The organism is Fictibacillus sp. NPDC058756, from assembly GCF_042746035.1.
Taxonomy (GTDB): Bacteria; Bacillota; Bacilli; order Bacillales; family Fictibacillaceae; genus Fictibacillus.
Window position 1 is genome coordinate 164,360 of the sequence record NZ_JBHYPU010000001.1, and the last position, 24,018, is coordinate 188,377.

At 41.8% G+C, this 24,018-nt stretch carries 26 protein-coding genes; 13 read left to right on the plus strand and 13 right to left on the minus strand.

The genetic code is table 11. The annotated features are described in order from the left end of the window. Nucleotides 1-19 precede the first annotated feature (19 nt). The gene (locus ACFW35_RS00825; protein ID WP_379843079.1) at nucleotides 20-250 is read left to right on the plus strand and encodes a hypothetical protein; all 231 of its coding nucleotides are present in this window, start codon (nucleotides 20-22) and stop codon (nucleotides 248-250) included. Nucleotides 251-509: 259 nt separating this feature from the next. After that, a complete protein-coding gene (locus tag ACFW35_RS00830; RefSeq protein ID WP_379843080.1) occupies nucleotides 510-833 on the plus strand; it encodes a DUF5327 family protein in 324 nt (107 codons plus the stop codon). Between the two features lie 151 nt (nucleotides 834-984). On the opposite strand, the gene ACFW35_RS00835 is transcribed toward ACFW35_RS00830, so the two are convergent. Then, nucleotides 985-1,155: a hypothetical protein gene (locus ACFW35_RS00835; RefSeq protein ID WP_156774322.1), complete on the minus strand. Its 171-nt coding sequence runs from the start codon at nucleotides 1,153-1,155 to the stop codon at nucleotides 985-987. Nucleotides 1,156-1,361: 206 nt separating this feature from the next. On the opposite strand from ACFW35_RS00835, the gene ACFW35_RS00840 reads away from it, so the two are divergent. Together ACFW35_RS00840 and ACFW35_RS00845 are read left to right on the plus strand one after the other, a co-directional pair. Then, nucleotides 1,362-1,589 carry a YvrJ family protein gene (locus ACFW35_RS00840; protein WP_066294082.1) on the plus strand — a complete coding sequence of 76 codons (228 nt, stop codon included), beginning with the start codon at nucleotides 1,362-1,364 and terminating at the stop codon, nucleotides 1,587-1,589. A 113-nt stretch (nucleotides 1,590-1,702) separates the two neighbouring features. Next, nucleotides 1,703-2,074: a DUF423 domain-containing protein gene (locus tag ACFW35_RS00845; protein ID WP_379843082.1), complete on the plus strand. Its 372-nt coding sequence runs from the start codon at nucleotides 1,703-1,705 to the stop codon at nucleotides 2,072-2,074. 75 nt (nucleotides 2,075-2,149) lie between these two features. Here the strand turns inward: ACFW35_RS00845 and gerQ are convergent, their stop codons facing one another. From gerQ to ACFW35_RS00870, 5 genes are all read right to left on the minus strand, one after another. Then, nucleotides 2,150-2,626 (minus strand): spore coat protein GerQ, encoded by a 477-nt coding sequence (gene gerQ / locus ACFW35_RS00850; protein ID WP_077360750.1) that lies wholly within the window; start codon nucleotides 2,624-2,626, stop codon nucleotides 2,150-2,152. Between the two features lie 12 nt (nucleotides 2,627-2,638). Then, nucleotides 2,639-3,070, minus strand: coding sequence for a cell wall hydrolase (locus ACFW35_RS00855; protein WP_379843084.1), 432 nt, complete (start codon nucleotides 3,068-3,070; stop codon nucleotides 2,639-2,641). 344 nt (nucleotides 3,071-3,414) lie between these two features. Continuing rightward, nucleotides 3,415-4,158, minus strand: coding sequence for a hydrogen peroxide-dependent heme synthase (gene hemQ, locus ACFW35_RS00860; protein WP_379843086.1), 744 nt, complete (start codon nucleotides 4,156-4,158; stop codon nucleotides 3,415-3,417). Nucleotides 4,159-4,233: 75 nt separating this feature from the next. Further along, nucleotides 4,234-5,010 carry a sporulation protein gene (locus ACFW35_RS00865; protein WP_379843088.1) on the minus strand — a complete coding sequence of 259 codons (777 nt, stop codon included), beginning with the start codon at nucleotides 5,008-5,010 and terminating at the stop codon, nucleotides 4,234-4,236. A 110-nt stretch (nucleotides 5,011-5,120) separates the two neighbouring features. Further along, the gene (locus ACFW35_RS00870; RefSeq protein ID WP_379843090.1) at nucleotides 5,121-5,222 is read right to left on the minus strand and encodes a four-helix bundle copper-binding protein; all 102 of its coding nucleotides are present in this window, start codon (nucleotides 5,220-5,222) and stop codon (nucleotides 5,121-5,123) included. Between the two features lie 197 nt (nucleotides 5,223-5,419). On the opposite strand from ACFW35_RS00870, the gene pta reads away from it, so the two are divergent. Next, nucleotides 5,420-6,400 carry a phosphate acetyltransferase gene (gene pta / locus ACFW35_RS00875; protein WP_379843092.1) on the plus strand — a complete coding sequence of 327 codons (981 nt, stop codon included), beginning with the start codon at nucleotides 5,420-5,422 and terminating at the stop codon, nucleotides 6,398-6,400. Nucleotides 6,401-6,617: 217 nt separating this feature from the next. Here pta and ACFW35_RS00880 read toward each other — a convergent pair whose 3' ends face one another. Continuing rightward, on the minus strand, nucleotides 6,618-7,451 hold the full coding sequence (locus tag ACFW35_RS00880) for a lipoate--protein ligase family protein (protein WP_379843094.1): 834 nt from the start codon (nucleotides 7,449-7,451) through the stop codon (nucleotides 6,618-6,620). Continuing rightward, the gene (locus ACFW35_RS00885; protein WP_379843095.1) at nucleotides 7,451-8,251 is read right to left on the minus strand and encodes a class I SAM-dependent methyltransferase; all 801 of its coding nucleotides are present in this window, start codon (nucleotides 8,249-8,251) and stop codon (nucleotides 7,451-7,453) included. Before ACFW35_RS00885 ends, ACFW35_RS00880 begins: the two co-directional genes overlap by 1 nt. A 479-nt stretch (nucleotides 8,252-8,730) precedes the next feature. On the opposite strand from ACFW35_RS00885, the gene ACFW35_RS00890 reads away from it, so the two are divergent. Continuing rightward, the gene (locus ACFW35_RS00890; protein WP_379843097.1) at nucleotides 8,731-10,014 is read left to right on the plus strand and encodes an HD domain-containing protein; all 1,284 of its coding nucleotides are present in this window, start codon (nucleotides 8,731-8,733) and stop codon (nucleotides 10,012-10,014) included. Nucleotides 10,015-10,044: 30 nt separating this feature from the next. Beyond that, nucleotides 10,045-10,548 (plus strand): YwgA family protein, encoded by a 504-nt coding sequence (locus ACFW35_RS00895; RefSeq protein WP_077360734.1) that lies wholly within the window; start codon nucleotides 10,045-10,047, stop codon nucleotides 10,546-10,548. Between the two features lie 49 nt (nucleotides 10,549-10,597). Here ACFW35_RS00895 and ACFW35_RS00900 read toward each other — a convergent pair whose 3' ends face one another. Next, a complete protein-coding gene (locus tag ACFW35_RS00900; protein ID WP_379843099.1) occupies nucleotides 10,598-10,807 on the minus strand; it encodes a hypothetical protein in 210 nt (69 codons plus the stop codon). Nucleotides 10,808-10,918: 111 nt separating this feature from the next. On the opposite strand from ACFW35_RS00900, the gene ACFW35_RS00905 reads away from it, so the two are divergent. Beyond that, a complete protein-coding gene (locus tag ACFW35_RS00905; protein ID WP_379843100.1) occupies nucleotides 10,919-11,359 on the plus strand; it encodes an immunoglobulin-like domain-containing protein in 441 nt (146 codons plus the stop codon). A 50-nt stretch (nucleotides 11,360-11,409) separates the two neighbouring features. Here the strand turns inward: ACFW35_RS00905 and ACFW35_RS00910 are convergent, their stop codons facing one another. Beyond that, nucleotides 11,410-12,723, minus strand: a complete 1,314-nt coding sequence (locus tag ACFW35_RS00910) for an NCS2 family permease (protein ID WP_379843102.1) — start codon at nucleotides 12,721-12,723, stop codon at nucleotides 11,410-11,412. Between the two features lie 164 nt (nucleotides 12,724-12,887). Between ACFW35_RS00910 and ACFW35_RS00915 the strand changes: the two genes are divergently transcribed. Beyond that, nucleotides 12,888-13,427, plus strand: a complete 540-nt coding sequence (locus ACFW35_RS00915; protein WP_379843103.1) for a YwhD family protein — start codon at nucleotides 12,888-12,890, stop codon at nucleotides 13,425-13,427. Between the two features lie 370 nt (nucleotides 13,428-13,797). Here ACFW35_RS00915 and ACFW35_RS00920 read toward each other — a convergent pair whose 3' ends face one another. Beyond that, nucleotides 13,798-15,861 (minus strand): transglycosylase domain-containing protein, encoded by a 2,064-nt coding sequence (locus tag ACFW35_RS00920; RefSeq protein ID WP_379843105.1) that lies wholly within the window; start codon nucleotides 15,859-15,861, stop codon nucleotides 13,798-13,800. A 331-nt stretch (nucleotides 15,862-16,192) separates the two neighbouring features. On the opposite strand from ACFW35_RS00920, the gene ACFW35_RS00925 reads away from it, so the two are divergent. The 3 genes from ACFW35_RS00925 to speB all read left to right on the plus strand — a co-directional run bounded on the left by ACFW35_RS00925 (nucleotide 16,193) and on the right by speB (nucleotide 19,887). Next, nucleotides 16,193-17,479: an amidohydrolase gene (locus ACFW35_RS00925; RefSeq protein ID WP_379843107.1), complete on the plus strand. Its 1,287-nt coding sequence runs from the start codon at nucleotides 16,193-16,195 to the stop codon at nucleotides 17,477-17,479. 647 nt (nucleotides 17,480-18,126) lie between these two features. Further along, on the plus strand, nucleotides 18,127-18,954 hold the full coding sequence (gene speE / locus ACFW35_RS00930) for a polyamine aminopropyltransferase (RefSeq protein WP_379843108.1): 828 nt from the start codon (nucleotides 18,127-18,129) through the stop codon (nucleotides 18,952-18,954). A gap of 60 nt (nucleotides 18,955-19,014) precedes the next feature. After that, the gene (gene speB / locus ACFW35_RS00935; protein ID WP_379843110.1) at nucleotides 19,015-19,887 is read left to right on the plus strand and encodes an agmatinase; all 873 of its coding nucleotides are present in this window, start codon (nucleotides 19,015-19,017) and stop codon (nucleotides 19,885-19,887) included. 337 nt (nucleotides 19,888-20,224) lie between these two features. Here the strand turns inward: speB and ACFW35_RS00940 are convergent, their stop codons facing one another. Continuing rightward, nucleotides 20,225-20,539, minus strand: coding sequence for a YrdB family protein (locus ACFW35_RS00940; protein WP_379843112.1), 315 nt, complete (start codon nucleotides 20,537-20,539; stop codon nucleotides 20,225-20,227). A gap of 432 nt (nucleotides 20,540-20,971) precedes the next feature. Next, entirely contained in the window at nucleotides 20,972-21,604 is a 633-nt protein-coding gene (locus tag ACFW35_RS00945) for an AmiS/UreI family transporter (RefSeq protein ID WP_379843113.1), read from the minus strand. A gap of 507 nt (nucleotides 21,605-22,111) precedes the next feature. Here ACFW35_RS00945 and ACFW35_RS00950 point away from each other — a divergent pair. After that, nucleotides 22,112-23,851, plus strand: coding sequence for a PAS domain-containing sensor histidine kinase (locus ACFW35_RS00950; RefSeq protein WP_379843115.1), 1,740 nt, complete (start codon nucleotides 22,112-22,114; stop codon nucleotides 23,849-23,851). Nucleotides 23,852-24,018: the final 167 nt, after the last annotated feature.

Consider the following 24,018-nt stretch of genomic DNA (forward strand, 5'->3'; position numbering starts at 1 on the left):
TTTGAAAGGGGAAGGGAACATGGAAGTTATGACGTACATCCTTTGGGTTCTGCTGCTAATGGGGTCTGTTATGAAGAACTATATGGTTGCTGCTTCTCTGCCGAAATCGGGACAAACTCTGCCTGCGGTGGATCATTGGGGCAGATTGCTGCTGGATGAAGAAACGGAAAATGTGATTGCAGCTGATTTTCAGCAAGCAGTTAACAGCACATTCAATAAGCAGGCGTTCAGTTGGGTGGATACATCATAACAATTGTTTATGGTATATATATAAATTTAAATAAAAAGGGGGAAATCTATTTAAAAATAAGAAGAATAGGAATTGGTATTTTTAGCATTCACTTGCATGGCTTGCGGCCTGGATCACCGTATGCCGGCTTGTTAATGGGGGTTATTGTGCGGATTTGGAGAAGGAAGGCAGCTTACTTTGAGCTGTCTTTTTTGGCGTCATTTTATTTCTGTTGAACCGTTTGGTAGAATAAGAAAAAAAGATAGTTGTGGTGAAATAGATGAATATACCAGTAAGCCAGTTTGCGAAAAAAATAGAAAAGCATCTCGCGGAGATCAAACAATTAGGAGAAACCTCTCCTAAGCTTCGGGAACATGTCACAGCCATCCATACACTGTGCGAATTAATGATGGAAGCGGGAGAGGACGATCAGCTTTCAGTAAAAGAGTGGGTTCCTTCGCATCCGGTTAAAAAGCCGATGAGCATGGTGACTGCTCCTCCAGCCAAAAGCCACAAAAAATCCATGATGGACTATGACATGGAATATGATGACGATGACAACAACGATAATGACGGAAATGGAGATTCCATTTTTGATTTTTAAGTAAAAAATTTTGTGAAAACCTGCTCTTTGGAGCGGGTTATTTCTGTTTTTTGGTGCATGGGGTTCATGAAATCAAAATTAAAGGCGACAGTACAAAAATAAAAAATGCTAGGTTTTCGCACAAAAAAAAACAGCGTTTATTTAAACGCTGTTAGATCGATACGTACGTATGTTGATTTTCCATTCTTTCATCTTTACGTTTTGCGATTTCAATTTTTTCGTTGATCTTTTTATTAGAAAAGTAAACTGCAGCTGCTGTTGCAATTAAACTGAGAGTGGCAAGTCCTAAAATTGTATATATCATCGTAATAATAAGTTCCATTTTGTTGTTCCTCCTTTGTTGTTTGTTCTGTCTTAGTATCTTTATTCCACTATAAAAATTATTTAAACCTATTTTTTGTGTAGGTCTAAGGAATCAAAATTGAAATATGAAAAAGGAATGATGGTAAAAAATTCTCCTTCGTTTTATAATTAATTTACGAACATACGTTCGATGAATGTTCGAAAAAAATGAGGGGTGAAACAAAAATGACTCAAGCAAATGATTGGCTTAACTTAGTAAATCTCCTCGGTAATGTAGGGTTTCCTATCGTGATTGCAGGATACCTGCTCTTTCAGTTTGAAAAGCGGATTCAGAGTCTGGAGGGAATTATTAAAGAACTGCATTCAGAGTTAGTTGAAAAAGAGGAGCTGGAACGAAAGATCGATCAATACGTCCGGATGCTGGACACCGAACGCCAAACCAAACAACGTTAGCGTTCGTTTTTTTATCATGGACGAGTTGTCCGCCAAATTCTTTACAATCCTGTGGCAACCTTTTGATTCGGTGAGTTTCAATGGTAAGATAAAAGAAAAACAGGAGTGGAACTATGAAGCTTTTTCTAATATTAGGAGCGGTTAATGCCATGCTTGCGGTTATGCTGGGAGCTTTTGGCGCACATGCTCTGGAAGCCAAATTAACAGAACGCAACATGCTTCACGTGTACCAGACAGGTGTTCAATATCATATGTACCATGCTTTGGCGTTAGTTGCCGTTGGCATTCTGCTCGGCAAATGGCCGGCGTCTGCTTTATTGAATGGAGCGGGGTGGTCCTTCTTCATCGGAATTCTGCTGTTCTCTGGCAGCTTATATGCTTTATCGAACACAGGCATGAAGTTTTTCGGGCCGATTACGCCTCTTGGAGGAGTAGCATTTATCGTTGGCTGGATCTTACTAATTATCTCGGTTGTAAAAGCATAATGAAAAGGCGTTCCTTTTAGCGGGACGCCTTTTTTTTTATGTGACCTGTCTTGACCAGACATTTAATTATTCTTATCAGCGCGGGCTGTATTGGGAGAGCTGCCCGGTTTGCTGCTGTGTTCCATATGGATAGCTATAATTGATTTCCTCATCGAACGTTACATAGTTTACATATACCATTAATAATAAATAGCGTTTGCCCGTTTGCGGGTCACTTAGGATAATGTGATCACGGCCAGCAGCTTCAATGATACCTTTGAAAACTTTCGCATTCCACTTTTCGTTGTTCTCAAAAGTCATATAAACCGTTGCGACCTTACCTTTATTGAGGCGTAGAATGTTCTCAATATAGGATTGCTCAAGCGGAAGCTGTCCCGGTGCAGCCATATCTGCCATTGGACCGCCGCCTACTCCTGGTGCCTGCTGGCTTTGTGCCATGTCCTGCGGCACGCCCATTCCAGCCATGCCTCCCATCATGCCACCCATTCCATTCATTCCGTTCATACCATTCATTCCATTTTGCTGCCGGTAATAAGGATTAAAATTATTCATCAACAAGCCTCCCTAAAAGGTGTTAAACACATTCGGACAATCACTTTGTTTCGGCTGATAAAAGCAGTGAGCTTTAAAGCTTCCAGAATGCGGCTGATTGTACCAGGTTGGCGGACAAGCGCCAGCTGGATCAAAAAACCATAATGAGTTTCTAGCAGGATGAAAACGCTGACCGTTGATAACTCTTCTTGCCAGTCTTCTTTCGTTCTCTCGGGCACCTTGATAGAAATATCCTTTGATTGTCGCTTCGAATCCTCCTGGTCTTTGGAACACCATCTGCTGCATCGTTCGGATATTTTTAAAATCAAGACAATTGCCGCGAATTCGATTAACCCCAGTGTTACCCACAAGCAGCATGCCCTGATCGCCTTCACCTTCAGCTTCTGCACGTATTAAACGGGCAAGCAAATCAATATCTTTACTGTTTGCTTTAATAACAGCCAATTGCCTTCCCCCTCTATGTGTTAATTCTTGGTGTACAAGCAGGGAAACAGAACATTCGATATATGTGTATGAGCTTTTTTTGAAAACTAGACCATTGTCGATGAAAGTTTCATAAATGATGAGTTTTTAGGTAATGAACAAAGTGGAGATTATTTTTTTTTCAATGAAGTTTAAGAAGGGAGTAAAGACATATAAAGAAGTGTATTTGTGGATTGGACAGTTCACGATGATGTTAATTTGGAGTGATGTCATTTTACAATTGAACGGTAATCATCTTTTTATACAGGGTAATCGTCGACAAGAAAAAAGATGACTCATCATGTAACAAGTCATCTTTCATCCATTTAAATTTGCAAGAAAGCAGGTACAGCTTCTTTGATAAGGATGTTTCCTACATAGAAAGATCCGAATTCGCCGAAGCGTGCACTTACTTCGTCAAAGCGCATTTCGTATACTAATTTTTTAAATTGAAGCATGTCGTTTGAGAACAGTGTTACGCCCCATTCCCAATCGTCAAAGCCGACAGATCCAGTGATGATCTGCTTTACTTTACCTGCATATCCGCGGCCGATCATACCGTGGGAGTACATCATTTTTTTGCGCTCTTCCATTGAAAGCATGTACCAGTTGTCATCACCATCACGGCGCTTGTCCATCGGATAGAAGCAAACATGCTTCCACTTAGGAAGTTCTGGGAACAGGCGGGCTTTGATCATCGGATCCATCTCGCCGCTCTCGTTTTGTGGATTGTATGTGCTTAGCTCTACAACTGAAACGTAAGAATAAGCTTTAATCGTATATTGTGCAAAAGCTGTTTTATTAAATGCGTTCTCGATCTCGTTCAATTCTTCCATTGTAGGGCGAAGAAGCATCATCATAAAATCGGCTTTTTGACCCATGATGCTGTATAGGGCATGGCTGCCTGTTTTATTTGCTTCTACGTTTTCCCATTTTTCAAGAAACGTTAGAAATTCATTTATCGCATATTCGCGCTGGTCACTCGTAAGCGTTTTCCAAGCGGCCCAATCCATCGTACGGAAATCATGAAGACAATACCAGCCTTCTAGTGTAATAGCTGCTTCACTCATCGTATAATTCACTCCCTGCTAAAAATAAACACGTCCCTACAAATATACCATAAGTAGGGACGAATCCAAAAAGGGTTAGCTGAATTGACGCAGAGTGTGCTCGATTTTGGCTTTTACGTTAGAAGGATTTTGCAGCTCAGTACGTGTAAGGGTCATACGCACCTTCGTTTCATCAAGGTCCATTGCTTCTTCCAGCATGCCGAACAAGCCTTTTCCGCGTTTGTCGATCTCCATTAAAAGCTCGATGCTGTCACTTTGCGGAACTAATATGACTTCCAGTTCATCAAGTTTCCCTGCATAAGCACCTGAAGTTGGTACGTACTCGAATTCCTGCAGGAAAGGAAGCCTGCGGCGCATATAGCGCGGAGCAGATCCGCAATATGCTTTGCGAAGTCTGAATCCAAGCTGTTCGATCGCATCAAAAATGGCAGATGTTTCAGCATCAGGGTGTACACGGATCTGATCGTTGTCTGTTGGATCCACTGCCATCTGAATATCCAGTCCAGTCTTGATCCAAACAGGGGTGTGTCCAAGTGTATAAGGCGTATCATATGGAAGTTTGAGCGAGAAAGTAATCTCTTGAGAACTTCCTGCCTTTACCACAAGACTTGTGCCAACCGTAGTGTTTTCAATCGCTGCTGTATCACGCACTTTTTTATCATCGACTTCACGGTAAAATTCTGTCATCACGTAAAGGGTGATGTGGTCAATATTCTGATCCACTTTTCCGCCTTCTATTTTAATCGTACCTGTAATGGTTTCGCCAGGTGAGTAAGTATCCTTATCTAAAATCGTGTCTACCTTTGCTGCTCCAATTCCTACACTAGCCAACATACGGTTAACAAAAGACATGCTGATTCCTCCTCCAAATTTATCTCTCAATTTTACGGAAGGAAAAGGAAAAAGATTCATCTGCAAACAAAAAACTTTCTTCCGATTGGGGGAAGAAAATTTTCATCGTTTTACGCGACCATTTTTCTGCAAACTTCTGCACTTCTGAAGCAAGCTTTCGCACACTCCTGATAGTGTGCAGGCTTAATTAGCCTAGGAGGCTCACCGCCCACCCCACGGAAAGCGAGAACCTGGAGTGGAAGTCAACATCCTCCAATAGCAGGCGTTTAAAAATTCAAAATAAAAGAACTTCTCTTATCAAGCGCTTACAACTGTATGCATAGGTTTAAAAGGTCATAAAAAAGGAGTAACCTAATAGGGAATGTAAATTGCAGAGTCAGAAACAGATTTATAGGAGGCTATTTTTCACATGAGCGAACTTTTTATAGATTTAAAAAACAAAGTACAAGCAGCGAATCCGGTTATCGTTTTTCCTGAAGGTACGGATGAAAGAATTCTAGAAGCAGTAAGCCGTCTAGCTTCTGAAAAAGTTTTGCAGCCTATTTTAGTAGGAAACCAAGCGGAGGTTTCTGCAAAAGCAGAAGCGGGTGGATTTTCACTTGATGGAGTAGAAGTTCTTAACCCATCTGAATATCCAGAGTTGGATGCCTTAGTTGATGCATTGGTAGAACGCCGTAAAGGGAAAACAACAAAAGAGCAGGCACGCAAGATTTTATTGGACGAAAATTATTTCGGCACGATGCTCGTTTACACTGGAAAGGCTCAAGGGCTTGTAAGCGGAGCAGCTCATTCCACGGCTGATACGGTTCGTCCGGCTCTTCAAATCATCAAGACAAAAGAAGGCGTTAAGAAAACGTCTGGTGCGTTCATCATGGTGCGTGGCGACGAGAAGTATGTATTCGCGGACTGCGCGATCAATATCGCACCGTCCAGCCAGGATTTAGCTGAATCTGCGGTTGTTTCTGCTGAAACGGCTCGCGTTTTCGGCATCGACCCGAAAGTGGCGTTGCTGTCTTTCTCAACAAAAGGATCTGCTGTTTCACCTGAGACTGAAAAAGTAGTAGAAGCACTTGAAATTCTCAAGGGGATGGACCCGAACTTTATGTATGATGGAGAGCTTCAATTCGATGCAGCATTCGTACCGTCTGTTGCAACGAAAAAAGCCCCGAATTCACCATTAAAAGGGGAAGCGAACGTATTTATCTTCCCAAGCCTTGAAACAGGAAATATCGGCTACAAGATGGTTCAGCGTTTAGGCGGATTTGAAGCAATCGGACCTATCTTACAAGGCTTGAACATGCCTGTAAACGATCTATCCCGTGGCTGTAATGCAGAAGACGTTTATAAATTAGCCTTGATCACGGCGATGCAGTCACTAGACGTTAAATAATTGGAAAGCCAGCTCGGTGGAGCTGGCTTTTTCTTATGGAAAAAAGGATTTTTCTGCAAATTCTTTGTTAAAAAACAAATGTATGGGCGACCGAACAAAAAGTGCAGGTAACCGAACAAAAAACAACGCTAACCAAAAAAAGGTGGGCCGAATCGAACAATTTTTCTTCTCTATCGTACAAAAAATGTTGTTGTCCGCTTAAAAAAGACACTGCCACCTAAAGTGACAGTGCCTTCTCATTTCGATCCCACATTCTTTGTATATTTCCTGGAAGCAACTCGCTTTCTTCCGCTGATAGCTGGCCACTGAAAAAGAGATCGCTGTTTTTGTGCAGCACATTTAATAGACGGGCGTGGATTTCTGCTACTGTGAGCGGACGGCCTAGCAACTCCGCTAAACTTGCCATCACATTCGGCTGAATCTCAGGGTATTGAAACTTTGTTGTTTCGCCTCTTAAGCCGCGCTTGTAAAACTCGCCGATTAGCGCTGCACGCTCTGAACCGCTGCCATCCACACACAAGTAGATCTGCACCGCAACACCGCCGCGCATGCGCCGCTGTGAGATTCCTGCGAATTTTTTCCCGCCGATGCTTAGATCATAGCTTCCCGGGCAATAAGAGCCGACGATCTCATAGGCTTCAAATGATGCTCCATAAGGTTCAAGGAGCTGCTCCACTAATGTTGTCATCGTATCATAGCCTTGGTTGATGTCGATTGTCCCTTCTTTTTCAGGGAGAATGAGTGAGATGTTCAATACACCTTCATCCAGTACAACGGCAAGACCGCCGGAATTTCGTACAATCACTCGATAACCGCGTGCCTCCAAATAATTGATCCCGTCCTTTAGATAGGGTAGCCGTGTATCCTGAATGCCGAGGACGATCGTATTGTGATGGACCCACGTGCGTGCCGTGGCAGGCGAGTTCCCGCTCCCGATCGAAGTGCATAGTGTATCGTCGGTCGCAAAAGACTGTCTTGCATCAAATCCGGGTCCTAGCGTAGACTGGTCGATCAGCCGCCAAGCAGGCTGCTCTAACAGATGATTCGTCATTACAGTTTCTCCGCAACGATAATGAAGGATTTTGGAATGCCGCGGTCAAGTTCGTCTGCGTGGGGCTCTTCAACGAGCTGTTTGATCCAAAGGCCCTGGCTGCCGATTGCCGTAACGATTTCTCCAAGCGTCCATTGGCGGATTTGAACCTGAAAAGGAGCTCGTTCTTCAGAAGTTGCATATTGGAGTTCAGGCAGGAATTTGGAGTAAGCGACATCCATCGTTACAAGCTCTTCACTAAAATAATCACCAGTGACTTTGTGCTTTCTTACGGCCTGACTTTTGCCTTGTGATTCTATCAGTTTTGTAGAAACAGGATGGAAGTCTTGCAAAATCAGTTTTCCGCCCGGCTTTAATAGACCTGCGACTACTTCAAAATAAGCGTTCAAGTCGGTGAAATAATGCAGAATGCCGTTTTCCATGAAGGCCATCTCATAATCACCCGTCAGTTCTGATTCTGGCAGATTTAAAATGTCTTCAACAACATAGCGAATGTTAACGTCAGCAGCTTCAGCTAGTTCGCGTGCGTATGCAGCGTTCGATTCTGAAATATCGATAACTGTAGCGTCAGCTCCAAGCAAAGACAAAGCTACAGCTTTACTGCCGTGTGATCCTAAAAGGTTGACGATCTTTTTGCCAGAAACATCCCCAACATACTGATCGAGTGGCTGCAGCCGTCTTTTTGGATCTTTCAAAATGCGGGATACCGCTTTTTCAGGCGCGCCAAAACGGTTGACCCAAGCCTGATAAGAACTGTTGTTCCATGCCTGTCCATTTTTTAATCTTCGTTCTTGATCCATGAATTGTTCCTCCTGCAATCTATATAAAAGTTGAGTACTCTTCTTTGTTAAGTTGATTGGAGCGTAAGGTGTGAGACTCCAGCGGGATGAGTGGGACAGGTGAGACTCCTGAAGGTGCAGAGCGCTAGGAGGCTCACCGCACACCCCGCGAAAAGCGAGCATCCTGGAGCGGAAAATCAACATTCAGCCATATAAAACTATCATTTCCGATATAAGCTTTATCTAGTATAACTCATATTGAAAGGGGAAGAAAATGGTGGATTTATGGCACCATTTGCCGATATAAAAGAGACCAATATAGAAAAAATAGTGGTTGTTTTGAAAGTTAGTAACACGATACAATAGGGTATATTCTATTAAACAAATGACAGATTCCGTTCAGAAAATACCTTCTCAACATGATTATTGAGGAAGGGATTTTTCTTTTTTAAGAGAACTCTTACCTATAAATGCTGGCAGAAGGAGCAGGAAAAAATTCAATGGCGAAACCATTAGGAAAGCTGCACGAAGAAAAAGTGTTTAAAGACCCGGTACACCGCTATATTCACGTTCGCGATGAACTGATCTGGCGGCTGATCGGCACTCGCGAGTTTCAAAGACTGCGAAGAATCAGGCAGCTGGGTACGACATATTTAACGTTTCATGGAGCAGAACATAGCCGTTTTAGTCATTCTCTCGGTGTTTACGAGATTACAAGGCGAATCATTGATATATTTCAGGAAAAACAAACGTGGGATCCAGAGCAGCGTCTTCTTGTTCTTTCCGCAGCGCTTTTACATGATGTGGGACATGGTCCGTTCTCTCACTCCTTTGAAAAAGTGTTCGGGGTGGATCATGAGGAGTTCAGCCGTGACATCATTTTAGGTGATACAGAAGTGAATAGCGTCCTTTTGCAAATGGGAGAAGATTTCCCGAAGCAGGTTGCAGAAGTGATCGCGAAAACACATCCTGACAAGCTGATCGTCAGTCTGATCTCCAGTCAGATTGATGCTGACAGAATGGATTATTTGCTGCGTGATGCGTATTTTACTGGGGTCAGCTACGGAAATTTCGATATCGAACGAATTCTGCGCGTGATGCGGCCTACTGAGGATGGCGTTGTCATTAAATCCAGCGGCATGCATGCGGTAGAGGACTATATCATGAGCCGTTATCAGATGTACTGGCAGGTTTATTTTCATCCCGTTACACGCAGTGCAGAAGTGATTTTAAGTAAAATTCTTCATCGGGCGAAGGAACTTTACGAGACAGGGTATACATTTAAAAGAGAGCTTTCTCATTTTAAGACACTTTTTGAAGGCGGCGTATCTTTAGAGGATTATATATCACTCGACGAGGGCGTCATCCATTATTATTTTCAAGGCTGGATGGATGAAGAGGATCCGATTTTAAGTGATCTTTGCATCCGTTTTATCGACAGGAAATTATTTAAGTATACTGAAATGGTTTCATTTACAGACGGTCATTTATTGTCTGCCTATTTTCAGGAAGCGGGTATCAATCCGAAATATTATCTTGTCGTCGATTCATCTTCTGATCTTCCGTACGATTTTTACCGTCCTGGTGAAAAAGAAGAGCGGCTGCCGATTAATCTGCTGAAACCAAACGGAGAAATCCGGGAGCTTTCAAGGGAATCAGATGTGGTTGAAGCGATATCAGGAAAGCGCCGCACCGATCATAAGCTTTATTTTCCGATTGATCTGATCGAGGGCATTAAGGATGAGTCACTGAAAACGAAGATAAAAGAGATTTTACATAAATAGAACGAAAAAGGATGTTAGGGGGAACGTGCTGTGTTTGAGGATCATTTAAAGGTTGTCACTCTGATTCAGGAAGCCGGTGAAGTGATTGGCCGAAAGAAGCTTCAAAAAATGGTGTATATTGCGAAAAAGTTGAACTTTCCTTTTCAAGAAAAATATCAGTTTCATTTTTACGGACCGTATTCTGAAGAACTGACACTGAAGATTGAAGAGCTTTGCAACATGGGATACATTCATGAGGTGAAGGAAAAGGTAAGCGGCTACTCTCAATACCGATATGCTGTGAACGAAGAAGGACAGAAGCTTCTATCTACCTATGGAGCTGAGATCGAGTTGCTTGGTGATTGCGTTCGATCTATGAATGAACAATCGTCCCGTTTCTTGGAGCTCGTATCAACGATCATGTATTTTGATAAGTTTGATGCAGATGAGATCAAGGAGAAGGTTCAAACGGTTAAAGCGAAGCAGAAGTATACGGAAGAAGAAATGGATGAAGCTTTTGCTTATATTTCAAATTTAAAAAATCGAGTGCAATAGAAATAAACCTGTTTAAGGGCTGTTTTTCGCCTGAGAACAGGTTTTTTATTTACCATTTAAACTGAAGAGGGTGACCGTGATGATACAACCCATAGAAATAGATAAAACCGATAAATAGAGAGAAAGGAATGATTAACCCAAGGAGAGTAGTTACAAAACCTAAGAAAATACTTTTTTCGTATAAACGAGTGCCGTAATATCCGATTCCAAGGGCTAAGGACATCAAAAATAAAATAGTTGAAACAAGCAACATATTCATGCTAGCACCCCTTTGTTAACAGCATATCCACCTCTTTATGACTGTAAACGACAGTTTATATGAAACTTTTTAATGCTGATTGCGACTAATAGGAAAAAGGAGGGCTTAGTGATGAAAAACATGAAGCTTATTTTTATGGCATGCCTGCTCGTTCTCCTTGCCGCTTGCGGCAGTAAGCCAACGCCTGAAGAGGACAAAAAGAGCGGAGCACCTAAAGTAGAAAATGATATGCCGGCAGAAGCTTCAGGTGTGAAGGCAGAAGTGAAGCTTGAAGATGGCAGTGAAGAAGCAAAATTAACGCTGAAAAACAGTTCGGATAAAGAAGTCGGAACAGGAGTAGCTTTTACTCTTGAGAAGTGGGATGACGGAAAATGGAACATGGTCAATCGGGATCAAGTGTTCACCGAGAAGATGATCATGGTGAAAGCAGGAGAAAACTATGAGCAGCCGATTGATCTAAAGGATCATGAAGCAGGAACCTACCGAGTGGCGAAAACCTTTTTTGAAGAAGAAGAGAAACATGAGGTAGCAGTTGTGTTTGAAAAGAAATAAAAAAAGACCGGTGTCAGCTCTAGCAGATAAGAGCTGGCCGGTCTTTTTGTTTAGTGAGGTAAAAAGGCAAGCTGATAGAAAAATAATACAGCAAACAAATAAACTAAGAATGGAACTTCCTTATATTTGCCTTTAACGATTTTTAATATTGGGTAAGAAATAAATCCAAGTGCGATTCCTGTCGCGATACTTGAAGTTAGCGGCATCGTTAAGATAATTAAGAATGCCGGGAATGCTTCGTCAAGCTCGTTCCAGTTGATCTTGCTAAGTGAACCGAGCATCAAGCTTCCAACGATAATCAATGTTGGTGCTGTAATTGCAGCAAGACCTGAAATCGCACTTACGAGCGGTGCGAAGAATGCAGCTGCGATAAACAGTATGGCAACGACTACAGATGTTAAACCTGATCGTCCGCCTGCAGCTACACCTGATGAAGACTCGATATAAGCACTTGTCGGACTTGTTCCGAAAGCTGCACCGACAGTTGTTGCTACTGAATCTGCTAGAAGCGCTTGGCGTGCACGAGGCATTTTGTTGCCTTTCATTAGACCAGCTTGCTCAGCAACACCAACCATTGTTCCCGTTGTATCAAAGATCGTTACAAGCAAGAAAGAAAATACGACAGCATACAATCCGTATTGGAACACATCTCCGAATGCTGTGATCGGATCGCCGAAAATGAATAATTCCTTTGGTAAGTTTGGTGCTGCTACAAAGCCATCAAACTTTAGCTGTTTTGTAAAATAAGCAATAGCACCAGTGATGATCATTCCGAAGAACAATGCACCGTTAACGTTAAGAGCCATTAAAATGAGTGTAATCGCAAGTCCGCCGAGTGCGAGCAATACTGTAGGCGAATGCAGGTTGCCTAGCCCAACTAAATTTTCAGGATGTGCAACGATAATTCCTGTTAAGCGCATACCGATAAAAGCGATGAAAAGTCCGATACCAGCTGTAATCCCGTGCTTTAAGTTTGCTGGAATCGACTCGATTAATTTTTCACGAAACGGTGTTAGCGATAAAATAATAAATAGGATACCCGCTACAAAAACAGCACCGAATGCGATACGGTAATCAATATTTGTATTGTTTCCTACTACTGAGAATGCAAAATACGCGTTTAAGCCCATCCCTGGAGCAATGGCGATTGGATAGTTAGCGAGTAATGCCATCCATAATGTTCCGACAACGGTAGCAATGATCGTTGCAATAAAGACTGTATCGAAAGGAACGCCAGCTGAATGCAGGATGATCGGGTTAACAATAACGATATAAACCATTGTTAAAAAGGTTGTAATACCCGCCATAATTTCAGTTTTTACTGTTGTACCAAGTTCTTTTAGCTTAAAAAAGGATGAAAGCATATGTTTGGACCTCCAAAATACGAACGATTTATAAGTACATGATATATAATATTCGTTTTTAGGTAATTATTCAACCTATTTATGAGAAGTTTCTTTCTGAGAGTTTTTGCTCTTTTTTGTGATACAATACGTGGTAATAATGAATGTTTAGAGGAGCTGGAAGCATGAAAGATTTTTTCAATTCCAATAACGCCAAAGACGGCGATAAAAAGAAAAAAGGTATGGGGTTCACCATTATTTCGGGTGACTCGACTGACGGTCATGGTGGATACGGCGTTGGAAGCTTAACGCTAGATCACGTTACACCTGTAATCGTAGATGTGGAAGACGCTGTAGCGTATATCGATATGGGCGCTATGCACGCTCGAAGCGATGTTGAAAAACGCATTAAGTTCACTCCGAATCGCGAAGATACGCCAAACCCAAGATTGTATTGGCTTGTTTGGGTGACAATCAACCGCGGTCCAGAGGGTCCTTATTATTTCGGCTTAACAGCTTGTGAGATGCAAGTAGATGTTGAAGCACGAAGAGGATATAAGAGTTTACCTGAGCACGTGAACCGTATGGATAAATCCATGAAGGGTAAAGTCATCGTCGAGGATATGGATGTGAATGCCCGCCGAGTACTCGGAAATTTCTTAAAAGAGCATGATGAAGAGATGTTCAAACGTTCTGGAGATGAAATCAAGTCTTTAGTGGAATAAAAATGGCAAAGTTATGAACCTTTTTTGAACATTTTTTAAAAAACTTGTGACAAGAAAGCACTTCCATTAAACTAATAGGTAGCATTGTACACACAATGTTTCTAGGACAATAAAGTGCCCGGGACCCTCGTATAGGTCTCGGGCATTTTATTTTGTTCTGGATTTGGTGATGGTTTGAACGAGTCGAACGTTGTCACTCGCGGCTTAATAATGAAAACTCGCGGGATTAAAGCGTTTTTTCGCGGGATTATAGCCGAAACTCGCGGGATTAACAGCAAAACTTGCGGAATTATCATAGAAACTTCCGAGATTATCGGATTACGCTTACAAAAATCCCTGGCAGCTACCAAGCTGACAGGGGTCAAGCGACTCACCAAGAAAAAATACGCTTAAAAAATCCTTTTTTCTCTTCTTTTTTCTCCAGTTTTTGTTTTATTTCTTTAGAAACGCCGTGTTCATCACAAAATTCTACGGGCTCTGTTCCTTTTTCATAATAAGAGATGCGTTTTACCGGGCAGCTTTCCGTTGCGAGCTTTCCATTTTGCGGGTTGATCGTTACCGCGGTTACACCCTCTGGCTGCTCAAAGGATAAAATCTGTTTGTTTTTCAATGCACCTTCCATAAAATACGCCCAGATCCGCTTTGAATATCCTGTATCATTCACATCATGAAGCTCTTCGTTATTATCGTACCCGACCCAAACTCCTGTTACGAGCTGCGGGGCATACCCGACCATCCAGCTGTCGTTTGGTGTGGAGCCAGACTTTCCAGCCATTGGCCGAGTCAAATAATGATTGATGCTTGACCCTGTTACACTCGTATAATCATTCAGTTTTTCATCAAACGTCCCAGCTAAAAGGTCCGTCATGACAAATGCTTTGTTTTCATCAATTACTTGTTCACTCTCATATTCATGCTGATAGAGCACTTCACCTTTTGAATCGGTAATCTTCGTAATGAAAACAGGGTCCGCTTTCTTTCCGCCGTTTGCAAAGACTCCGTATGCATTTGTAAGTTCTAAAACGCCGACCGCTTTTGAGCCAAGGGCCAGGGAAGGGATCCCTGCAAGCTCGCTTTTAATGCCGAATTTCTTTGCAGTTTTTACAAGCTTATCCGGTCCTAAATAAAGGTTTGTTTTTACCGCATAGATGTTGTCGGAAAGAGCGAGTGCTTGTGCCATCGTTATAAAGTCGTTTGCGTAGCGATTCTTAAAATTCTTAGGCTTGTAATTCGTAACTCCGTCTGCCATAGCAAACGTTGTTGGTTCAGACTTGATAGGAGTTGAGGCTGTATACCCATGTTCCAGCGCTGTGTAATAAAGGAACGGCTTAAATGTTGAACCTGGAGCTCTTCTAGCCTGAAGAACGCGGTTGAACGAACTTTCTTCAAAATCCCGCCCGCCAACTAAGGCTTTCACATCACCGCTCCGCGGATCCATCGCCACAAGGGCAGTCTGTATATTGCTGTTATCGATAATTCGGTTTTCAATCGTGTGCTCTGCGACCTCCTGCATATGAGGATCGAGTGTTGTATAAATGCGCAGGCCGCCGAACTGAATCGAATTTGTATTGATGTTGAGTTCCTTTTTCAGAGTTCGCATGACAGCGTCCTGAAAATATGGTGCAACTGCTGCGATTTCTTCGTCTTCTTCCTGAACATAGGTTAATTTTTCAGACACAGCATTCTTAATCTTTCCTTTTTTGATAGAACCGTCTTCAGCCATGCTCGTAAGGATAATTTCCTGTCTCTTTTTTGCGTTTTCCTCATGAAGGATCGGGGAGTAGTAGCTCGGTCCTTTCGGAATTCCTGCGAGCATGCTTGATTCAGCAAGTGTTAGATCCTCAGCATTTTTTCCGAAATAATACCGGGAAGCGGACGAGATTCCGTATGAGCCGTGCCCGTAGTAGATCGTATTTAAATAACCTTCTAAAATCTCATCCTTTGAATAACTCATTTCGAGACGAAGTGTATAAAAAGCTTCCTGAAATTTTCTGCGCCATGTTTTGTCATGCGTTAAAAAGAGGTTGCGGGCATATTGCTGTGTAATCGTGCTTGCTCCTTGTACTTTAGAGCCGGCTTTAATATCAGCTAATAGCGCACCGGCGATTCTCTTAAAATCAAAACCATTATGTTTATAGAAACTTTTATCTTCAATTGAAATCGTTGCCTTTATCACATCTTTATCAATTTTTCTGAGAGGCATCCAGTACCGGTTCTGTCCTCCGTTGTTGATTTCACCCATCTTAGAGCCGTCGGCTGCGTACATGATCGTTGTTTGCGGCACTAAAAGGGCAGGCGGACCCATAAGTTTGGCAAGCAGCAGAAGTCCGATAAATGATAGAACAAGACTTCCTGAGGCAATAAGTCCCCATTTTTTGATCCAGCGTATTTTTTGCTGTTTCGTAGCTTCTTTATAAATCTGCCAAAACTTCATAATCCGCCCTCCTTGAAATCCATTTTTCTTATCTAGTATGGTGAAAAAAGGCTTCTCCTAAACGTGTTCTTTTCTAGATAGCTTCCTGTGGAAAAAATGATTGGAGTGGAAGGTGCGAGACTCCTCGAAAATGAAAAATCACATTTTCTTCGTGCGATGTAACGCTGTCGAAGCCTTCCTTGTCCTGCGGGAGCAGCGGGACAGGTGAGACCACGGCAGGCTTGATTAGCCTAGGGGGCTCACCGCACGCCCCGCGGGAAGCGAGCATCCTGGAACGGAAATCATCTCCTCATAAATGCTATAATGGCAGAAGATGAAGGAGGTACGGGAAATGCTGATACAAAACATTCGTTATATGACGGTGGCTGAAGATGGCAAATGGACCGTTAATTCTGGGGATATCCTTATTAATGACAACAAGATTGAAAACATAGGAAACTTTACATATGAAGAATCTATCGAAAAAGTGGACGGAAAAGGCATGCTCGCCTTGCCCGGTCTAGTGAATGGTCATCAGCATACGCCTATGTCATTATTGCGCTGCTATAGTGATGATGTACCGCTTATGACATGGCTGAACGAAAAGATGCTTCCTCTTGAAATGAAAATGAACGACGAAGATCGTTACTGGGGAGCTCTTTTATCAATGGCAGAGATGATCAAGGGCGGAACGACGGCATATGCAGACATGTATATCGGAATGGATCATGTAGCAGAAGCGGCTGTGGAATCTGGAATCCGGGCAGTCATTGCACGCGGGCTTATCGCGATGGATGATAATTATGAAGGGCGTTTGCTGGAAGCATCTGACGTCGTTAATCGATGGCACGGGAAAGGCAATGGCAGAGTGACAACGATGATCGCTCCGCATTCTCCGTATATGTGTCCGCCAGACTTTTTGAAAGCGGCAGTTGGTCTTTCTAAAGAGAAAGACGTACCTCTGCATATTCATCTTGCAGAGACGAAAGATGAAGAGCGTATGATTTTAGAAAAATACCAAATGAGACCAGTTCAATATTTGCAGCAGGCAGGTGTTTTCCAGCGACCAGTTCTGCTGGCGCACGGTGTTCATTTTAATGATGATGATTATCAAATTCTGGAGTCTGTACAGGGAGGAATTATTCACAATCCGGTCAGCAATGCCAAACTGGGATGCGGCATAAGTGATGTTAAGAGACTGCTTGAATCAGGGATCAAAGTGGGGCTTGGAACAGATGGGCCGGCTAGCGCAAGTTCGCTTGATCTGTTTTTTGAAATGAAAGCAGCAAGCTGGTTCCAAAAGCTGAAATATGAAGACGCTGCAGTATTGAGCGCCCATGATGTGCTAACGATGGCGACACAAAACGGAGCAGATATTTTAGGGATAGGAGAGGAAACAGGATCATTAACTGCGGGGAAAAAAGCAGACCTGATTTTGATGGACATGAACAAACTACATCTTACGCCTAGTCATGAAACGGCAAATCTGCTCGTGTATGCAGCGACTGGACAAGATGTTGATACAGTGATCATCAATGGAGAAATCGTGATGCGGGGCCGAGAGCTTAAAACGATAGACGAAGAAAAAGTGATGGCAAACGCGAAAGAGCGGACAAAACAACTGTTGGGGCGGTTTTAATGAACAAAAAAAGGATCTCAAAAGAGGTCCTTTTTTAAAATGATAAGTATAAAAATCCTTTCATAAACAAAGTTTGCGAAAAAAGCTTTAAAACAAAAAACGTCCGTGCAAAATACACGGACGAATGGTGCGCCAGAAGGGACACACGAGCCGGAAAAGCGAGGCCGGGTCATCTAAAGGGAAACCCGGGTGCCTTTACACGTGTGACAGAGGCCTATTTATTTTTAGACGTAAGGACAGTAACGATAAGCGAGCTAAAAGCGACCGCAAACATCAACGCCTCAAAAATCGTCAGAGGCATCACCCCCCTTAACTGTAAGCTGCAAATACAGCGAGATGTCCAGCTTCAGTTTAAAAAAAGGGAATGCGCCGGCCGTCTGTCCTTCTGAACGCTGTTTTCATTATAACATTTAATGGCAGGTTAAAAGTCAGCCAAAAGAAACAGGGTGAATGTACTATTTTTAGAATAAGCAGAATAGGGAATCATTGAGTGTGGGCGTGTTATTAAATGTCATGTTCTCTCGGTGTCCATTTCTCTAAAAAATGATTTGGAATCTTAGGGTCTGGAATGCTATAATCATTTTGTTTGTAAAAGAACGAAACAACGATGCCTGGCATTTCAAATATATATTAGGAGTGAGACCAACATGAGTATTTGGTTTACTGAAAAACAAACAGAAAACTTCGGAATTACGATGAAGATTAACAAAACATACGTATCTGAGCAAACAGAATTTCAAAAGCTTGATATGGTTGAAACAGAAGAATTCGGAAACATGCTGATCCTTGATGGCATGGTAATGACAACACAAAAAGACGAGTTCGTTTACCACGAGATGGTGGCACACATACCTCTTTTCACACATCCAAATCCTAAGCACGTTTTAGTAGTTGGCGGAGGAGACGGCGGAGTAATCCGTGAAGTTCTTAAGCACCCATCTGTTGAAAAAGCAGTGCTTGTTGAGATCGATGGAAAAGTAATCGAGTACTCTAAAAAGTACTTGCCTGAAATCGCTGGTGACTTGGAGAACCCGCGTGTTGAAGTAAAAGTGGACGACGGCTTCATGCACATCGCAACAAGCGAGAACGAGTATGATGTTATCATGGTAGACTCAACTGAGCCTGTTGGACCTGCAGCTAAGCTTTTTGAAAAAGGTTTCTATGAAGGGATCTCTAAAGCACTTAAAGAAGACGGAATTTTCGTTGCTCAAACAGACAACCCTTGGTTCACACCTGAGTTGATCTCTCAAGTTTTCAATGACGTTAGCGAGATCTTCCCGATCACTCGTCTTTACACAGCAAACATCCCGACTTACCCAAGCGGACTTTGGACATTCACGATCGGTTCAAAGAAACACGATCCATTAGAAGTACCAGCTGAGCGTTTCCACGATATCGAAACTAAATATTGGACACCACAGCTTCACAATGCTGCATTTGCATTGCCGAAGTTCGTAAGTGACCTTTTGAAATAAAAAGTGAGGGGAGCTTTTATAAGAGCTCCCCGTATTTTACATATAAGGAGTGCAAAACTTATGCGTTTTGATGAAGCTTATTCTGGAAATGTATTTATTTTAAGCAAGCCTGATTATAAAACTGCAGATGCAGTACTTTACGGGATGCCAATGGACTGGACTGTTTCGTTCCGCCCTGGCAGCCGTTTTGGTCCCGCTAGAATCCGCGAGGCGTCACTAGGATTGGAAGAATACAGCCCGTACATGGACAAGCATCTTGAAGAAGTGAACTATTTTGATGCAGGAGATATTCCATTGCCGTTCGGAAATCCTCAGCGTTCACTCGATATGATTGAAGAGTACGTTTCTACACTATTAGCCGACAATAAGTTTCCGCTTGGCATGGGTGGAGAACACCTTGTAACATGGCCTGTTTTTAAAGCACTAAAGCAAAAATATGAAGACTATGTAGTAATCCATATTGATGCACATGCTGATCTTCGCGAGCAGTATGAAGGGGAAGTATTATCTCACTCAACGCCGATTCGCAAAGTTTGTGATCTAATCGGAGCAGAAAACGTGTATTCTTTTGGAATCCGTTCAGGCATGCGTGAAGAGTTCGAATTCGCTAAAACAAGCGGCATGCATATGTACAAGTTTGATGTTGCTGATCCTTTAAAAGAAGTGCTTCCGACATTAAAAGGACGCAACGTCTATGTGACGATCGACATCGATGTGCTTGACCCGTCTGCAGCACCTGGAACAGGAACTGCAGAAGCGGGCGGAATCACATCTAAAGAGCTTCTTGAAGCGATTCACCTTATCGCAAAAGCAGACATCAACATTATCGGAGCAGATTTAGTAGAAGTAGCTCCCATTTATGACCCATCAGAACAAACACCAATCGCAGCAAGCAAATTTCTTCGGGAAATCTTGCTTGGCTGGGTGAAATAATAACTATTTTCTAGAAAAAAAGGATGCACTTCCGTTTTGGGGGCTGCATCCTTTGGTTTTTAATAAAATAGGTACAGTTTCATCTCTACTCAAACAAAAAAAGCTACCCTTGCAAAACTAAGTAGTTCCGATACCGTGGAGAAAATGTAAAAAAACAGGTGAAATAACATACTAAAACACAGTATATTTAGCACCATAAGTAACAGTTCAAATAGCAAACAATAACGCTTGGATTTTAATATCCAAGCGTTATGTTTTCATATTGTCTTGTTCAACTAAAGCCCCGTTTGTTAATTAAGTCAATTCCTCTTAAAGTAAAAATCCCAACACGCAAACACTATATATTCATATAACGAATAATTGCAGATGTTCCTAGAGCTACAATGCAAAACACTAATGCTAAGTAGTTATGTCCCAAACTAAACAGTACATAGCCCGCTAGCGAAAATATAACTAACTCCAAGAATAGCTTATAAAATCCTTCAAGTTGGTAAGGTGCTGCTGGCGAACCCCATAGTGCCCAAATAACCGCCACCACTACGGGAACTCCAATAGCTCCAATAATGTTGCCATAACGGAAACCCCAGAAGCCAAATATGATGAGAGCTAGTATTTCACAAACAAATCTAATTGCCATTATTAAGAGAGTCATTCTTTTTTCTTCCCTTCATCACTAACAAACTACTAGATAAATTTTGTTCTATAATCCGTTATTTTAGCTAATCACGAAAAAAGTATATTTAACTCTAGTCCCTTAGTAAACTAGAGGGCAGTTTATGAAAACTATTTCACAATCTCTATTATTTTAACATAAAATTACAATTACCTACTTGTTTTATGATAATCAACATAGCAAATAGCATCCAAATTAACATAATCATTAGCACATTGACAATAGCTGTTTTCATTATGTTATTTGAGTTGCGATTTTGTATGCTATTTCAAATGAAAATATCCGATAATTGTTTATATATAAGGGGAAAAGAAGAGACCAAATCATATGCGATTTGGTCTACAAATTAGTATGCTATTTCGTATGTTTCTCCACTCAAACGGAACTACTTATTGCAAAATGGGATAACTTTTAACGCTTTAATTGTGCTAGTTCCTGCAGCTGTTCTTGCTTTCTTCCTTTAAAGAACAGAATAGCTTCCACTGCAAAATATACGGATGATGCTAAACAAACATAGATCCAAATTTGCTGCAGCTTTGCAACTTGCCACATATCGAGCAGCATGAATAGTGATGGAAGCGTCAATGTTACCCATGACTGAACAAAAGCGACTCTTCCAATGTAAGCTTCATAAGGCTTTTTGAGAGCAGATGAAAGGTAGAACAAAAACCATAAAAAGGCCCACATAACCCAAATAAAAGCGTTAAGTACGTCGTTTTCTTGAATGTAGAAAACTACTGCATAAACGAGCGCCATCATGGCAACCCATAGAGAGTACCAGCCGAGACCGCTGGAATCGTACCCTTTCAAAATCGTTGCCCCTAAATAGAGATAGGTGAATCCAAATAAAAAAACAGCCCCATTGTTGAACATTGACCAGTTCGATTGGTCAGATGTAATGATTAAATAGATCGGCGTAATGACCTGCAAAGCTCCAACTAATATATTAAAAAACGCTACACTTTTTTCTTCTGCTTTACCGAGCAGCATTAAACTGTTCAAAAACAATGCCGCACCAGAAAATAATAATCCGATAGCACCCATAAAATTCCCTCATTACTTTTTAAATTTGTTTCTTTCCGTAATATTATTGCTATAGAAGTGGTTGATTTCCGCTCTAGGATGCTCGCTTTCCGCGGGGCGGGCGGTGAGCATCCTCGGCTTTGTATGCCTGTGGGGTCTCACCTGTCCCGCTAATCCCGCAGGACAAGGAAGGCTTCGACAGCGATACATCGCAATATGAAAATGTGAGTTTTCATTTTCGAGGAGTCTCGCACCTCTAATCAACTTGCAAACAAAGGTTCTCAGAATAAATCGCTTTATAAGCAACAATCTTTTAAATTATAGACTATAAGAGGTCTGACCTCCTACATTGAATAAATATATAGAAAGAATAAAAGTAAATCAATGGGAACTTAAAGAAATATAAGTGTTTTGTATGACTTTTCTTATGAAAATATCGGAAAATGTCGAAATTTGTTATGCATTTTAGTCTTTTTTGCTATAGTTAAAATAAGATAAATGACGACGAAAAGGAGGGAATGATCGATAATGGAAGCGATTACAAGAGATATGAAATATATACTGGGTTTTATTGACCAGCTTTCAGAAGCAGTTGTGCTTGTTGCACCTAGCATGAATATTGCTGCAGTGAATCAGCATTTTCTAGAATTGACAGGAGACGCAGCTTTTTTAAAAGGAAAGTCTATTGATGAAATCGTTTTGCGTCACAAAGATGGAGAAGATGGAACCCTTTTAACAGCAAAAGGCTTTATAAGCGTGAAGATCAGTGAAGGGTTGCTGCCTGTTAAGGAAGATTTCTATCGGTATTTTATATTGAAAGAGCAGCCTGCGATCGTTCACTCCTGCCAAGAGCCATTATTAAAAACGCTGATGAACATTGTTCCGGATTTCATTGGGATAAAAGATGGAAACGGACGCTTCTTGTTTGCGAACGAATTTGTTGGCATGCTTTTTGAACTGCCAGGATTTGATTTTACAGGAAAAACCGATGCTGATCTTGCAGAGATTAAGCCTTTTTTTCGAGATGTCTTTCAATATTGTATTGAAACGGATGAACAAGTCTGGCAGGCAGAGGAAATTGTACGCTGTGAAGAATTTGTGCCAGCAAGAGACGGAAGCACGCGCTTTTTTGATGTATATAAAATTCCTGTGTTTAATCCGGATGGCTCGCGAAAAAACCTGCTCGTTTTTGGCAGGGAGGTAACGGAAAAGATCGAATCACGTGTGCTGCTTGAAGAGAGTGAAGCGAGATACAGGCTGCTTGCTGAAAATGCTATGGATATGATCACAACACATACGATGGACGGCACATATACGTATGTATCTCCTGCTTGTGAGATGCTTCTTGGAAGAAAGGCAGAAGAGCTGATCGGGAAGACTGGCTATTGGATTATCCACCACGATGATGAAGAAGCGGCACGGAAAGGCCATGAGCAATTGATGGAAGGACCATGCACGGCTACTGTTCAATTCAGGCTGCAGCATAAGGAAGGACATTTCGTTTGGCTCGAGACTTCTTGTAAAAGCATCACGGATGATACGGGGAAAGTGGTTGAGATCATTGGGGTTACTCGTGATATATCGGAACGTAAAAAGTCTGAAGATATGCTCCGCCAATCCGATAAACTTTCGATCGTCGGTCAGCTTGCTGCATCAGTAGCACATGAGATCAGAAACCCTCTAACCTCTTTAAAAGGTTTCATTCAGCTTTTTCAGGAGTGCGAACAACTAGACGCTGCGAACTACTACAATATCATGCATAAAGAACTAAACCGCATCGATCAAATCATGGGGCAGCTGTTACTGCTCGCGAAACCTCAAGCGAAGTCTTACAAAAAAACATCGCTTCGGGAGCTCGTTGAGTTTGTAGAGACTTTACTCCAGCCAGAGGCACTTGTACAAAATGTAGAGATTCAAAGTGACTTATGTGAAAAATTGCCGCTTATTACGGCTGAGGAAAATGAACTAAAACAAGTGTTAATCAATGTGGTTAAAAATGCAATGGACTCTATGGCAAAGGGTGGAATCATCTCCATTGAAGGGAAATTGATAGATGATTGTATTCATTTGACCGTAAAAGATCAAGGGTGCGGAATCCCGGCAGACCGCTTGGCAAGACTCGGGGAACCTTTTTACACAACAAAAGAAAAAGGAACCGGCCTCGGCTTGATGGTAAGTTCAAAGATTATGAAAGAGCATAAAGGCGAACTTAAGTTTCATAGTGAGGAAGGCAAAGGAACGACGGTTAGTATGATATTGCCTGCTTAAATAAGGTGGACTGCACTTTTTGGAGTGCGGTCTTTTAGAAATCGAGGTGTATTTATCTACTCGCAGGAATTTAACAAAAACTCGCGGGATTAATTAAGTTTTTCGCGGAATTATAGATTAAACTCGCGGAAATATTGTTAATATTTTAGGAATTATAAACGAAAAGG